The organism is Paenibacillus odorifer (genome assembly GCF_000758725.1).
Lineage (GTDB): Bacteria > Bacillota > Bacilli > Paenibacillales > Paenibacillaceae > Paenibacillus_AQ > Paenibacillus_AQ odorifer.
In genome coordinates, this window is record NZ_CP009428.1 from 3,953,225 (window position 1) to 3,967,058 (window position 13,834).

Annotated in this window: 13 protein-coding genes and 1 other annotated feature; of the genes, 2 read left to right on the top strand and 11 right to left on the bottom strand. The window is 43.3% G+C overall.

From position 1 onward, the window contains the following. Positions 1-5 precede the first annotated feature (5 nt). The 5 genes from PODO_RS17145 to PODO_RS17165 all read right to left on the bottom strand — a co-directional run bounded on the left by PODO_RS17145 (position 6) and on the right by PODO_RS17165 (position 4,582). On the bottom strand, positions 6-1,394 hold the full coding sequence (locus PODO_RS17145) for a sulfatase family protein (protein ID WP_038571733.1): 1,389 nt from the start codon (positions 1,392-1,394) through the stop codon (positions 6-8). A 106-nt stretch (positions 1,395-1,500) separates the two neighbouring features. After that, a complete protein-coding gene (locus PODO_RS17150) occupies positions 1,501-2,334 on the bottom strand; it encodes a helix-turn-helix domain-containing protein (RefSeq protein WP_038571736.1) in 834 nt (277 codons plus the stop codon). A 39-nt stretch (positions 2,335-2,373) separates the two neighbouring features. Then, on the bottom strand, positions 2,374-3,351 hold the full coding sequence (locus PODO_RS17155; protein WP_038571739.1) for a formylglycine-generating enzyme family protein: 978 nt from the start codon (positions 3,349-3,351) through the stop codon (positions 2,374-2,376). Between the two features lie 35 nt (positions 3,352-3,386). Beyond that, positions 3,387-3,920 (bottom strand): chromate transporter, encoded by a 534-nt coding sequence (locus PODO_RS17160; protein WP_036688207.1) that lies wholly within the window; start codon positions 3,918-3,920, stop codon positions 3,387-3,389. Between the two features lie 11 nt (positions 3,921-3,931). Beyond that, a complete protein-coding gene (locus tag PODO_RS17165) occupies positions 3,932-4,582 on the bottom strand; it encodes a chromate transporter (protein ID WP_038571743.1) in 651 nt (216 codons plus the stop codon). A 198-nt stretch (positions 4,583-4,780) separates the two neighbouring features. Between PODO_RS17165 and PODO_RS17170 the strand changes: the two genes are divergently transcribed. Further along, positions 4,781-5,980 carry an ROK family protein gene (locus PODO_RS17170; RefSeq protein ID WP_036688209.1) on the top strand — a complete coding sequence of 400 codons (1,200 nt, stop codon included), beginning with the start codon at positions 4,781-4,783 and terminating at the stop codon, positions 5,978-5,980. Positions 5,981-6,043: 63 nt separating this feature from the next. Here PODO_RS17170 and PODO_RS17175 read toward each other — a convergent pair whose 3' ends face one another. The 3 genes from PODO_RS17175 to tyrS form a co-directional block, all read right to left on the bottom strand. Further along, positions 6,044-7,288: an anaerobic sulfatase maturase gene (locus PODO_RS17175; protein WP_038571746.1), complete on the bottom strand. Its 1,245-nt coding sequence runs from the start codon at positions 7,286-7,288 to the stop codon at positions 6,044-6,046. A gap of 224 nt (positions 7,289-7,512) precedes the next feature. Continuing rightward, positions 7,513-7,800, bottom strand: coding sequence for a hypothetical protein (locus PODO_RS17180; RefSeq protein ID WP_036688213.1), 288 nt, complete (start codon positions 7,798-7,800; stop codon positions 7,513-7,515). 205 nt (positions 7,801-8,005) lie between these two features. Further along, positions 8,006-9,265 (bottom strand): tyrosine--tRNA ligase, encoded by a 1,260-nt coding sequence (gene tyrS, locus PODO_RS17185; protein WP_036688216.1) that lies wholly within the window; start codon positions 9,263-9,265, stop codon positions 8,006-8,008. A gap of 186 nt (positions 9,266-9,451) precedes the next feature. Continuing rightward, positions 9,452-9,682, bottom strand: a binding site (T-box leader). A 152-nt stretch (positions 9,683-9,834) separates the two neighbouring features. Here tyrS and PODO_RS17190 point away from each other — a divergent pair. After that, the gene (locus tag PODO_RS17190) at positions 9,835-10,281 is read left to right on the top strand and encodes an Lrp/AsnC family transcriptional regulator (RefSeq protein WP_038571749.1); all 447 of its coding nucleotides are present in this window, start codon (positions 9,835-9,837) and stop codon (positions 10,279-10,281) included. A gap of 78 nt (positions 10,282-10,359) precedes the next feature. Here PODO_RS17190 and PODO_RS17195 read toward each other — a convergent pair whose 3' ends face one another. From PODO_RS17195 to PODO_RS17205, 3 genes are all read right to left on the bottom strand, one after another. Beyond that, the gene (locus PODO_RS17195) at positions 10,360-11,910 is read right to left on the bottom strand and encodes an acetamidase/formamidase family protein (RefSeq protein ID WP_051491568.1); all 1,551 of its coding nucleotides are present in this window, start codon (positions 11,908-11,910) and stop codon (positions 10,360-10,362) included. Between the two features lie 240 nt (positions 11,911-12,150). Continuing rightward, positions 12,151-12,963 carry a DNA alkylation repair protein gene (locus PODO_RS17200; protein WP_038571752.1) on the bottom strand — a complete coding sequence of 271 codons (813 nt, stop codon included), beginning with the start codon at positions 12,961-12,963 and terminating at the stop codon, positions 12,151-12,153. A gap of 108 nt (positions 12,964-13,071) precedes the next feature. Next, positions 13,072-13,755: a Crp/Fnr family transcriptional regulator gene (locus PODO_RS17205; RefSeq protein ID WP_038571755.1), complete on the bottom strand. Its 684-nt coding sequence runs from the start codon at positions 13,753-13,755 to the stop codon at positions 13,072-13,074. Positions 13,756-13,834: the final 79 nt, after the last annotated feature.

Consider the following 13,834-nt stretch of genomic DNA (forward strand, 5'->3'; position numbering starts at 1 on the left):
GCATCCTATAAGGATGAGCTCAGATACTCTTTGGCATGGTAGGGTCCACCTTCCATAAGTACCGTCCATAATGGATCGATATCACAATCCATGGAGCCCATCATATTATCATGCCATTCATTCAACAGATAGACAGCCTCCATACAAACGTCTTTACGCACTTCGGCAAGATTATGTTGTTCATAAGGATCATGCTTCAAATCAAACAGCATTTCTTGCGCGAATCCATGGTGTCCGTCATGATAGGTACGTATATATAACCAATCCGCAAACCGAACGCTGCGTTGACACACATGCGCACATTGTGAGATTACGAGATACTCACGCCCTCCCAAATCCCCCTCCAGAATGGTACCTGCATAACTTTCACCATCCCAAGAAGCAGCCGCTTTCAAATTCAAAAGGCTTGCTAATGTAGGTCCTAGATCAAGGTGATAATGTAGCCCCTCCTCCACGATTCCCTTCTTGCCCCCTGGCCAGCGAACAATCATCGGAATACGGCAAGTCGCCTCGTCTGCTGTGCCATGTTCGGAGTAAATTCCTAGTTCACCCAGACTCTCTCCATGATCCGCAGAGATCAAGATAGCCGTATCTTCCATCACGCCAAGTTCTCTCAGCTTAGAAAAAACTTTTCCGAGATGCTCGTCCAGATACTTAACTCCAGCATCATAGTTGTCAAAGATAACACGCAGGTCATCACGGTTCTCTATCTCCTGCTGATGCCTGAAATGCAGCTGATAATGCGATTTCGCGAGCGCATTCATATCTTCAATACTATGCTGCCCCTTCTTATTTCGGTGAAGCTCAAACACGTCTTCCGTGATCCAATCGGGTAAAGGCTCCTTCTCGAACGGATTACCGTAGCTCTCAGGTGTACGATAAGGTGTATGCGGATCCCAGAAATTCAGGTGCAGAAACCAATTTTCGGACTCCCCATTATCCTCAAGCCATTTAAGTGCCACTGGAAGCACCTGCTCTGCCGTCTCATGCCCTCTGCCACCAACATTAAATACTTCTAGGAACCCGGCGTTAAAGGTCCAAGCCGAGTGTCGTTCGGAGAAGGTGCTGATCGATGCAGTTTTCATCGCAGCTTGCCTTAATATAGCCGGAAGGCTCTCCATCCCCAACCGGTCATTGAATTCACGTTTTGCTCCTTCTCTACGCATATCAGCAGCGGTTCCGCCATGCCCTACAATCCCATTATGAATGCCAAATCGCCCGGACATTAAAGCAGAACGAGACGGCAGGCAAGGAGCATCTGAACAATAGTAGTTGGTAAAGGTGACACCTTCTTTTGCGATTGAATCGATATTCGGGGAGGTATTCCGATGATAGCCATAACATCCCAGATGGTCCGGGCGAAGCGAATCCAAATCCAAATACAAGATTCTCATGAGTTATTCCCTGCCTTTCCTTTTCATCGAAATGGTTACGCTCGATTCGGGCAGCTTAGAATGATCTGCTCATGCTCATAAGAGTAAATGAATATGGAAAGCTCCGCTATGGAGTAGCGATGTTTGTTTTTGTAAATTCGATACTTTTCCGGTACTCTGCCGGCCCCTTGCCGTATTCGCCACGAAATACCTTGCTGAAGTGTGAAGCATCATAATAACCACATCTCTGGGAGATATGCTCGATTGTAAAATCCGTATATTCCAGCATTTGTTTAGCTTGCTGCAGCCGCAATTTTCGCAGCATTTGCATGGGTGTCAGTTTATATATTTTCTGAAATGCCCGGCTAAAATAAACAGGATTCATATGATAGAGCTTGGAAAGCTCCTCTCTACTAATCTCCTGATCAAGCCTCTCCTCCATGTATTGCAACGCTTCATTAAAGCGGTCCGTGATAAAGGGATCTCGTGAAGAACGTCGCCCGCCAAGCTTGGTACTCTCCATAATTTCATAAAGAAGAAAAAATGCCAATGAACCGACCTGAACATTCCTGAAATCATCTTCCTCCTGCAACCACAGGCTTCGCAACTCGTCAAACCTCCGCTCATATTCGCTTCGATCCCGGACCCGAATCACCTTGCCTAAAGGGAATAACTTAAAGAAGTCATCTCCGTCTTTAACTTTAGCGTTAATATTAAACAGATAATGTACGCCATCCGTTTTGGAGATCACATTAAAAGGCTCGTTAGGACGGTGGATCATCACATCTCCGGCAGAAGCAACATATTCTCCTTCGGAGGATGTCGTCAATACCTCACCTTTTTGGATATAAGAGACGGTATAACAAGACTGGACATAATCGAACAGGATCCGCTTCTGATATTGAATCTTTAGGACGTCCAGCACGTTGATGTCAAACTGACTATGGATGATAGAGGACAAGGAAGTTCCTCCTTCTTATGTAGTAGTCGTAAAAGTGCTTTAACTTGTATAATCAGCCGTACATCGAAAGCCAATATTTCCGGCAGAGCTGTCTGGAGTATTTTTGCTTCTAGCCGCCACCCGATAACGGTTGCAGTAAGATTTATGGCACAAATATGATCCTCCGCGCATCGATCTTGCGACACCACTTACTGGACCTTTCGGATTCACGGATTCGGAAGATAAATGATAGTCCTTAGTAAACCAATCCGCGCACCATTCCCACACGTTTCCTGACATATTATAAAGACCATAGCCGTTAGGCAGATAGGAACTTACAGGTGCGGTACCTGCAAAACCATCGCTGGCATGATTTTTATCGGGAAACTTTCCCTGCCATATATTACAGCGATGCTCTCCGCCTGGTTTTAATTCATCCCCCCAAGGATACCGTTTCTGAACCAGTCCTCCTCGTGCGGCATACTCCCACTCCGCTTCCGTAGGCAGACGTTTACCAGCCCAGCGACAATATGCATCCGCATCATGCCATGATAGGTGAATAGCCGGATGATCAAGTCGTTCATCTACATGGGAATCCGGACCTTCAGGATGACACCAATCCGCTCCCTCCACCACCCACCACCAGGGGGTTTGAGTGGCTACTTGGGTCACCTTTTTCCCTGTCTCCATGGAAACAAAAGAATGAAACACGTAAGACCATCCAAAACGTTCCGCATCTGTAACATAGTTTGTTTCCTTGATAAAAGCAGCAAACTGCTTGTTCGTAACCGCCGTTACATCCATCAAAAAGGAAGATAAGGTAACCTTCCTAGTCGGCCCTTCTCCATCTGCGGGGAACCCTTCCTTATCATCCGTCCCCATAAGAAAAGTGCCTCCAGGGATAAGGATCATGTCCGAGAAATCTTTTTCCCCTGTTACTCCTTGAACCGTTGTGTTCTCCTTACAAACATCAATAGATTCTTGTTTCGCGACTTGATTTCGACTAGCTGAACAACATGCCCGTATATTCTCTGACATGATTTACCTCCAATCTGGAATCGTCCCGGCTCTGTCTAAAAAAAAGCTACCCCAAGAATGCCAGAAGCAACGATAATGGTGAGCGGATGCAGCTTATATTTCATTAAACCATAAAGTGCAGCGAATACAATGATCAACATGCCAAGGGTCTGCCAAGTAATAAAAGCATGTTCCACGCTATTTAAGCCAAAACGAATCGCAGCATAGGCAATCAAGCCTGTAATCACTGGCCGCAAACCATAAAATAACGTTTTAATCCATTGACTATCCCTCACCCGATAAAAGAAGACAGAAATAACAATGATGATTAAAAATGAGGGCAGAACCATGCCTAATGTTGACACAATCGCTCCTTCCATTCCGGCTATACGATATCCGATTAAGGTTGCACTGTTCGTCGCAACAGGACCAGGTGACATCCCTGCGATGGAAACTACCTCTTGAAATTCCCCTTCGGATAACCAACCCCCAGCCATGGCTTCATGCTGAATCATCGGAATGATGGCGTACCCTCCTCCAAAAGACAGAAGACCTATTTTTATAAAAGTGAAAAATAAATTCCAAATCACATCGCTTCCCCCTAAATGTAATACTCCGGATAATTCGATTCTTCATCAGAAGCTTTCAAGGACTCCTTCTCCGTTCGAACTTGGAGCCCTAAGAGCTGTTTAATTTGCAGATATACAAACCCAATACATAAACCAACTGCAATCACGTAAATGGGATTAATTCCGAAAACCAGTAAAACAACCGGTATAACTAACGCCGTAACTGCGGTAGTCTTGTCAATTATAGCGTTCTTGGCCATTCGATATGCAGCTACTAGGATCAAAGCAATAACTGCACCATTAATCCCTTTCATAGCGGCAATGACTTTTGGTTGGTCGGCCAGTTGGGAGTATACGGCGCTAAGCAAACAAACAATGATAAAGGTTGGAATCGTTATCCCTGCGATTGCAGCAATCGCCCCCTTCACACCAGCAAGACGATAACCAATGAATGCCGCTGCATTTACACCTACACCCCCAGGTGCAGCACCAGCTAAAGATAGAATTTCATCCATCTCTTCTTCACCCAGCCATTTTCGTTTAGCGGAAATTTCCCGTTCGATCATAGGGATCATCGCATAACCTCCCCCGAAGGTTACTGGACCAATTCGAACAAATACCCAAAACAACTGAAACAGTAGACTTATCCTCAGGTCTGTATTCGGTATCATATTTGTTTTCATAGTTGTTCTCATGGAATCCACCCTTTTATAATCTGTCGTAATTTCATTATATCACTTTTTCCCAAAATGGAATTAAGTTTTTTGAACGGTAAAATACAACCAAGGGTTTATGAGTTATACTATATTCATGTTAATAAATACAAACTATATAAAAAACGATCTTACAAGTTCATCCTATATATAGCTTGGAGGTATATCGTGGAAAAGCGCTCGACACAAATTCCATCACCAAAAAAACTTCTATACGACCGAATCGCCGAACAAGGCACTGTTTCCAAGTTGGATCTTCTACAGACATTTTCACTTACCAAAAGCACAATGACGCGGATATTGGATGAGATGACCGAAGAAAGCTTGCTGATAGAAAGCGGATTTGGAGAATCTAGCGGAGGCAGAAGACCTATTTTATACCAGATCAATCCTTTCTACGGTTATATAATCGGTTTAGAGATTTCCAGGGTGTATTCTTCTCTTGGTTTATTTGATATGCAAATGAACCCAAAATCAATTGTTCACTGGCGAATGGATCAGGCATTCACACCTGAAAGATTTATAGATCATATCAGTAATCAAATACGCGCTTTCCTTCGGGACCATCAGTTAGTGGACAGTCAAATCATCGGGATAGGAATAGGGGCTGTGGGGCCACTTGATCGGGAACATGGCTTGATCCTAAAGCCGCTGCACTTCCCTTCTTCGGGCTGGAACAATCTTCCGATTTGCAAATTGGTGGAGGAACGGACGGGGTTCAAAGCTTGGTTGGACAACGGTGCCAATTCCGCATTGCTTGGGGAACGATGGTCTATCCGTCACGCAAACATTCAGCATATGCTTTATGTACATGCTGGAGCAGGACTCCGCTATGCGATGATGTCGCATGGAAGTATTGTTCATGGCACAATGGATATGGAAGATGCCATTGGTCAAATGATCATCCAGACAGATGGACCCCGATTAAATCATGACGGGAACTACGGGGCTCTGGAAGCATTTGTATCTGTGCAGGCCATAGAACAAAGTGCACGCTCGGAGGCGAAAATGGACAACGATCTGATCCTCCAAAGATATAAAGTGGCGCCTGAGAAGCTGACTTATGATGTATTGGTACAAGCCTTTAGAGACGGTAATCCACATGCGCGTGAATTATTTACCCAAGCTGCCAGCCATTTCGGGATCGGGCTCGCTAACGTTATCAACCTGTTTCATCCAGAGACCATCATTCTAGGCGGTGCGCTCATTCACTCTCACGAGTTGTTTTTCCAAACAGCGGTGGAGGTGGCACAGAGAAACACTTACCGTTATCCTGAATACCAACCTCACTTCTCCCTAGGTATATTAAAAGAAGAAGCTGTGGTGACTGGTGCGGCAATAATGGCGAGAAATCATATGGTTCTATAGCATAACAAAAAGGTTGTTCCCAATCCTTTGCATGACTGTTGGGACAACCTTATCTAGTCAAAGCTATAATGCCTGACAGCAATTTTTGAATTTCTTCCCGCTTCCGCAGAGACATGGATCATTTCGACCTGGAAGTGGTTTTGCACTTTTCCTGTACTCCAGCATCCGCTCCGATCTAAGTCGGTTCGCCAGTAATAACATGCGTTCATAGGCGTGTGAGTAGAACATTTTGTAACTATGGCAGAAATAATCAACCTCAGTCCGATCATTAACATCAAGCCAATTCCGGTTGCGCGGACATCCCCCATTGCAAAAGCTAAGGTACTCACACTTATAGCATGATTCATTCATATTGGGCTTCATTAACAAAAAATCATCATATACTGGGCTGGTTAGCAGCGCTTTCAGGTCAGTTTGGCCGATATTTCCTAACCTATGCTCTTCATCAATAAAGAAATCGCAAGGGTAGGCATCCCCGTTCGTTTCAAGCACCATCATCTTCGGGCAACATGAGTTGTGAACGCATAACTCTGCCTCACGATGCATGAATACAAGAAGCATATTCTCAAAAATACGAATAGGAAGCTCTGGATACCCACCGTTGTACCAAAGGTCAAATGTACGGCATAAAAAGACTCCGTATTGTTCAGGTGTAATTCGGAAACGTCCCGCTACATCACTTTTCTGAGAAACAAAATCCATGCAGGGGATAAACTGAATATTCGGAAAGGTATGTTCTAGATAAAATGCCATCAACTCCTCTGGTTTCGTCACGTTATCTTCATGAATCACCGTCAGAATACTATACTCCACACCCTCATTCTGTAAATGACGAATCCCACGCATAACTAGACTATAACTGCCTTTCCCCGAACCCGTTACACGATGAGCATCATGAATAGGCTCTGGGCCATCCAGACTAATCCCAACCAAAAAGTTATACCGTTTAAAAAATTTCGCCCATTTCTCATGGATAAGCGTTCCATTGGTCTGCAGTGCATTACTGATCATCGTATGAGGCGGAGCGTACTTAGCTTGAAATGAAATCACTTGTTCAAAATACGAAAGTCCGGCCAATAATGGCTCCCCACCCTGCCAAGAGAAAGTCGCTATCCCTGATGATCTTTTCATGTACTGAGCGATAAACCGCTCCAGAAGCTCCGTATCCATCACCCGGATCGGTTGCTGAGGATGTCCCCCGGCTGTACTGTAATAGCAATAATCACAGGCTAGATTACAATCCTCTGAGACGGTTTTCCACATGACATGAAGGGTCTCCTGCTTAGAGGTTTGTATACATGCAGTCATACGATTCTGCCCCTCCTATGTAATACTATCTTTGTAGAACCTAATTCCTATTTGTTCAATTAAATCATAGATCTGCAAGTCAACGATGAGTAAAACATCATAGCTGGTCGAATAACTGGGCATAAAAAAGCTGCACTCCCCATTGTCCGTTGGAACAAAGCAATAAGGGTGTGCAGTTTCTTTGTGGATGAGTCTAACTAACGGTAGTTAGAGACTAAGTCTTATTAATTACGGACGTATTCTCTATTTGCTGTTTCCAACATGGATTTCCAATCCGCAAACTTCGTCTCCCTAACAACATGACGATCAAAGAGTTCATCAGGTATGTCAGCAACATCTTCTTCTGTCTTTACTTGAAAGTTCCCTTTGGTTACAAACTCATCGAAACTTTTGTAATTGGAATACTTACTCATAAACGCTTCATTAAACAATTTCTCGAAAGAGATGTGATTGGGATCTTCTTGATACGTTTTCTGTCCTTGTAACTCATTCATCAATTCTTCCATGGTCATTGGTTTTTGTCTTCTCAAATTACCACTCCTAATTTTCTGTTATAGTTGTAGAATATCATGTTAATCCATAAATCACACGAATCCTAAGCTTACCATAATTTTGACGATTTCACCTTTCAAATTTCACTTAATATGCAAATAGTCTGCCTCTATACTTAAAATACAACAAAAAACCTTCCTTATTCATAAGGAAGGCTTCTTATTATTAGGACAATTTCACCAGGCTGTAGTTTTTCTTACCCTTACGGATAATGATAAAACGTCCGCCGATGGCTTCGCTGGCTGTAACTTCAAATGCTACATCGCTAACTTTTTCACCGTTCATGGAAATTGCGCCTTTGGTGATGTCTTCACGCGCTTGACGTTTGGATGGCTCAATTCCTAGATCTACCAGCCACTCCACGATATTTTTGGACTCCAATGTCGTTTCGTAGGTCGGCATTTCCTTGAAGCCTTGCTCGATCTCGTCAGCGGTCAGAGATTTAATATCTCCACTGAACAGAGCGGCAGTAATGCGTTTAGCCTGCTCCAGCAATTCCTCACCATGCACGAATCTGGTCATTTCTTCAGCCAGTGTTATTTGCGCTTCACGTTTATGCGGTTCGGTTTGCACCTTTTCTGCTAGTGCATCAATTTGCTCTTTAGAGAGGAATGTAAAGTACTTCAGGTATTTCACAACATCACGGTCATCTGTATTTGCCCAGAACTGGTAGAATTCAAAAGCTGTCGTTTTGTTCGGATCCAACCAAATGGCTCCACCAGCTGTTTTACCGAATTTTGTACCATCGGCTTTCAGCATAAGCGGGATGGTAAGTCCGAATGCCACCGCTTCAGAACCTTCTTTTTTACGAATCAGATCTAAGCCACTTGTGATGTTCCCCCATTGGTCAGAACCACCGATTTGCAGCTGCACATCTTCATGCTGGAACAGGTGCAGGTAGTCCAGGGATTGCAGGATTTGGTAGGAGAATTCCGTAAAGGAAATTCCGCTGTCCAATCTGCTCGCTACAACATCCTTGGCAAGCATCGAATTGATACTGAAGTTTTTACCATAGTCACGCAAAAATTCGATAACATTGATTTTATGCGTCCAATCGTAGTTGTTCACCATGCGGATTTGATTGTCGCCATCAGTCACGAACAATTTTTTCATTTGTGCTGTAAGTGCATCAACGTTGGCTTGGACTTGCTCCAGCGTTTGCAAAGAGCGCTCGGATTGACGTCCACTTGGATCACCGATCGTTCCCGTAGCCCCACCAATTAGAATAACCGGACGATGTCCTGCCAGCTGGAATCTTTTGAGCACCATGAACGGAATCAAGTGGCCAATATGCATACTGTCACCAGTTGGATCTACACCGCAGTACAGGGATACCGATTTTTGATTGGTCAGTTCTCTAAGCCCTTCGGCATCTGTTTGTTGATTGATGGCATCGCGCCATTCTAGTTCGTCGATAATATTCATTGCCTTACACCCCTCAAAATTAGTAGTTATCCTATAATGAAACATCAGTCCGCCAAGCGGAAACGGCTTTGCCCTCCTGATTAGGACGGTACCGTTTCAGCGAGAAATATAAGGATCATTGATGAAGTGAACCCTATAAATCCTTATATTTAAAAACAAAAAAATCGTCCCCTTGTCTATTGTAGACATAGGGACGATTGAATAACCGTGTTACCACCCAGATTGCACCCATGAAACGCTTATGCTCAAGCATACCATTGATACCACTCTTGACGAGATATCGTTCGCCATTCCGCTCGGTGTTACCCGAGATACTCCAAAGTGTAATTCGCAAGCTTAGTGTGTACCGGGTTTCATCAACCCCCGGCTTTCTGGAACAGGGACTAAGTTACTACTGGGCTCCTTCAACGTATATCGTATATAAGATTACAGCCAGTATAGTGAAATAATTCTTTTATGTCAACTATCTTCAGCAGAGAATGCCGTCACACACTTCTACTGTAAAGCGCTACTAGGCATTTCCACTTTTTTTCTGATACAATTACGAAAAAAGAGGTGAACGAATCCGCATGCTAGATCCTATCGATAACCATATTTTGATGCGGCTGGCCCAAAACAGCAGAATTTCCTATACTGATCTAGCTAAAGAAGTCAGTTTATCAAGTGTCGCGGTGAAAGACCGTATTGATCGGCTAGTCAATCAAGGGATTATTGAACAGTTCTCGATTGTCATCAGTGCCGAAAAGTTAGGAAAGAAAATCTCCGCCTACCTGGAACTTGAAGTAGAACCTGCTCATTTGAATCATATCGTCGACGTATTAAAAGAAAACGAACGTGTAGCTGTATTATACGAAATGACAGGACCTTGTATTCTGCATATTCACATCTTAGTTGAGAATCTTGAAGAGATGGAACGGTTTATGCATGAATCAATCTATTGTCTGGATGGACTGGTACGTGTAGAAAACCAAATTTTATTGAAACGCCACAAAAATCAAGACGGCTTAAATATATAAGAAAAAGAACCGCCTATAAAGACGGTTCTTTTCTCATCTGGATTTTTATTAGAATTATCAAATAATTGCTATTTCGTCCTACTCTGTCTTAGCCAGCTTAGCTTTATAAAAGTTCACGAAATATTCGCTGACCACAACCTTCTCATTCACAACACTTAATGGGGCTACAAGCTTCACTGTCTCTCCGTTGTAAATTCCCGTTGTCGCTCCAACCTTCATCTCCAGTACATTGCCATTGTAGCTCAGCGTAACTGTCTTAGTGGCTGGCTGCCAGCCAACCTTTGCTCCAAAGTTCTCAAAGCTGCTCCGTAAAACCACGGGCTTGCGCTCGGAATCGCCGAATTGACCTTTATCAATTAAGGCGTGAACGCCCCAGTTTCCATCCACCACTTGTGTAATTCCAAAATCAGCTGACACCGACATCAGAGAGTATGCTTCATCTTCGCTCAATTCCATTCCAGCCATTAAAAAATCTTTTGTTTTATGAGCGGCATCCTTCATTGCTTTGTCGATGGATGAGTTTTTAAAGATATCCGTCTGAGCACTAGCCCCCAGCTCCTCCAAATAATTAGCGTAGCTGAATCCATGCACGACCCACTCGTTCTCATTTTCAAGTAATGGGAAGTTTAAACCTTTCAGCTTGTTGTTAAGCGATGTTTTTTTATGAAGAATAACTTGTATATCCCCAGTGACCGATGTCTCAATCGCAGTACCGTTAATCTCCGAATCGCCTTGACCGGCATGCGGGTCACCGATCGACAGTAGTGCACCAGCTACGGATACAGGATAATACATCGTTGCACCTTCGGTAATCCGCCAATCATCTACGTTACCGCCGTTGTAAGAAGGTGGAACGGAGTCAACAACATCCGCTTCTTTCGGCGCCACACCCATTGTACCAAAGTGGAGACGCACCGGAATTTTCACACCTTTTAGCACACCGAAATTCTTATCAATCGTTTTATGGTCAACGATAACACCCGGGTAGTCAATTGTCGGGTGCACTTGACCATCCGGATCGGTTTGCACAGACCATTTGTAGTTATATACAGCTGTTGCATAATCTGTTCCACCCTCCGTATCCATCTCATAGATGGTTACTACCTCACGCTTTTTCGGCTCCTCCACCATATCTCCGTATAGATAACCCCAGTTCGCCGCGGCATTCACGCCATATGTTTTTCCAGCGTATTGTTCATTTCCATTAGGTCTCAGCTTCATGTCCAGAATCTTCACTTCCAGCACATCCCCTGGTTCAGCACCTTCTACTGCGATGGGACCCGTCATAATATGTACGCCTGGCCCGCGGAGCGCTTCGTTCTTCTCCCCTTCAATCCAGTGGAAAATATCCTCCACTCCCGCATCTCCTTTAATCATCCGCTCGTAATCATCACCAGAGTGATGTGTAATAGCCTCAACCGTTACGATGTCTCCCGAATGTACAGTCAGAGCTGGATCTCCCTTACCAATATTCCCCCATCGAACAGTCTCCGAATTCGCCTTCAGAACATGGGTTTTTGGCTTATACGCATCATTCGTTGTGTTAGCATACATGACACTGGATAACGAATTCACCACTAAAAACATGGATAACGTGACGCCTACATTACGAATTATTTGTTTTTTCATACGAAAATCCTCCATTCCTTTAATTAGTGTTAGTTTTTGTAACATTCGGTGTTTCTGAGTATAACAGATGACCTGAGGATTAACAATATAAATATTTTCACGAAGTTTGGTTTAAATAATAAATAGGAAGTAGTCTTTCTCTTGAATTATCCAAGTTAACTCCATAATAAAAAAACGCCAACACTTATTAGCCCATAGTGTTTGACGTTTGATTATCCAGTCTAAAGTGATGCACTAATTTTATTTTTGATCAGTAATACTTCTTGTAGCCCGGGTTACAATCCGCTTTGTTTCCTTGGTACCTGATAGGTTCAACCATTCATCACAAATTTGCTGTACCCATGCCGGATTGATTTTGCTAGCATCATTTAACCAATTGCTTACAGAATCCTGAACGTATTTTGCCGGATCAGAGTTAAGCGGTTCTAATAGCGGTAGGGCAATCGCTGGATTTTCTTTGAGCGCTGTAATATGCTTTGCCCATACCCCATGTGGGCGCGTCAATTCGACCGCAAATCTCCTAATATTCGCGTCCTGGTCATGAACCCAAGCCTTTAACGATTCAATGGACGCTTCCAGCTCGGCAATGACTGATTCCCTCAAAGCCATCCAAGAAATCTCACGCACCCCAAAATGACCATCCGCTGCAAAAGGACGGATTGCTGTTAGTTTTTGAACTAGACTCCATTGATGATTCTGCCCCACGATATAAGCAGCCCAGCAGCGAACACTATCGGAGTTATGATGAGCTAACACAGCAAATAGTCGGGAACGTTCCAGCTCTGATTTACAGTCAAATAGAAGCTGCCACTCACGTGAAATCACCGGGATGAGCTTCATGATTTTCTTTTCCGATAACGCATTCAGCCTTTGTAAAATTGGTTTAGCTTCCTGTTCAAAACCTAGCTCATTCAGTACATTTTCCAGCAATATAAGATGATCCACAGCAAGCCATTCCGTTAAATTCACGCTCTGTAAATATCCTTTATTCAGCAGTTCTACAATCTCAACGGGAATTTCAGTAACCTTCCGAGCGCCCTTCCTGCGTTCCATGGAAATCGTCCCTTCACTATGATTTGAAAGCTTAAATCACCTTCATGTCATAGCTAGGATACCGTTGTTTCTAAAAATGAAGCTGTAATCTCGTTTACAACTCGATAGCTATGTTATATTTCTTTCCAAAATCTTGTCTCGCTGGATATAGATAGTTCTGAACCCTGTCCGAATAACTTCCGCTTTCACCAATTCTTGTAATGCCACTGTTACAGCTTCTCTGCTGGCTCCAATTAAATTAGCGATTTCTTGATGCGATAGAGGAACATTAATTTTGTAACAATTATCCTTATGCTCAACCCCATGCTGATCCGCCAGCTTTAAAAGAACACACAATATTTTATCATGCAGATTTCCAATGGCTAGATTTTGAGTTAACTGACTCATACTTTTTATGCGGTCGCTCAATACTTGCAATAATGACATCATAAACCTAGGCCGGTGAGAGATGAATTCTTCAAACCTTCCAGGATCAATTGTGCAGATATGGCTTTCCTCAATCGTTTCAATATAATGTTCCTTCGTTCCAAAAGAAATCACACCCATTTCACCAAAAACATTGCCTTCATTAAGGATATCCGATGTAAATTGCTTACCGTTTGCATTTAATTGGTATAAACGAACCTTCCCTTTTTTCACAAAAAACAGTCCTTCAGAAAAGGTTGACGGTGTTTGGATATATGTATTTTTGGGGACTACTGTTATTCGCGTTAATTCTTCCATTTCAATTAGATCTTCCAGTCCTAACGATTGAAGCAAATTGAATTGAGATAAATAATGAATTTTATCCATTGCCCCTCCTGTATAAAACGTTATTCATTTCTTCAGTATACCTTACAAAAAAAGCCACGTCCTAAGGACGCAGCTTACT

What these genes read in the sequence shown, in the direction of transcription:
- tyrS (WP_036688216.1), bottom strand. Translation starts at nt 9,265, where the DNA reads ATGAATATTATCGACGAACTAGAATGGCGCGATGCCATCAATCAACAA.
- PODO_RS17180 (WP_036688213.1), bottom strand. Translation starts at nt 7,800, where the DNA reads ATGACCATGGAAGAATTGATGAATGAGTTACAAGGACAGAAAACGTAT.
- PODO_RS17195 (WP_051491568.1), bottom strand. Translation starts at nt 11,910, where the DNA reads ATGAAAAAACAAATAATTCGTAATGTAGGCGTCACGTTATCCATGTTT.
- PODO_RS17200 (WP_038571752.1), bottom strand. Translation starts at nt 12,963, where the DNA reads ATGGAACGCAGGAAGGGCGCTCGGAAGGTTACTGAAATTCCCGTTGAG.
- PODO_RS17205 (WP_038571755.1), bottom strand. Translation starts at nt 13,755, where the DNA reads ATGGATAAAATTCATTATTTATCTCAATTCAATTTGCTTCAATCGTTA.
- PODO_RS17145 (WP_038571733.1), bottom strand. Translation starts at nt 1,394, where the DNA reads ATGAGAATCTTGTATTTGGATTTGGATTCGCTTCGCCCGGACCATCTG.
- PODO_RS17190 (WP_038571749.1), top strand. Translation starts at nt 9,835, where the DNA reads ATGCTAGATCCTATCGATAACCATATTTTGATGCGGCTGGCCCAAAAC.
- PODO_RS17155 (WP_038571739.1), bottom strand. Translation starts at nt 3,351, where the DNA reads ATGTCAGAGAATATACGGGCATGTTGTTCAGCTAGTCGAAATCAAGTC.
- PODO_RS17175 (WP_038571746.1), bottom strand. Translation starts at nt 7,288, where the DNA reads ATGACTGCATGTATACAAACCTCTAAGCAGGAGACCCTTCATGTCATG.
- PODO_RS17165 (WP_038571743.1), bottom strand. Translation starts at nt 4,582, where the DNA reads ATGAAAACAAATATGATACCGAATACAGACCTGAGGATAAGTCTACTG.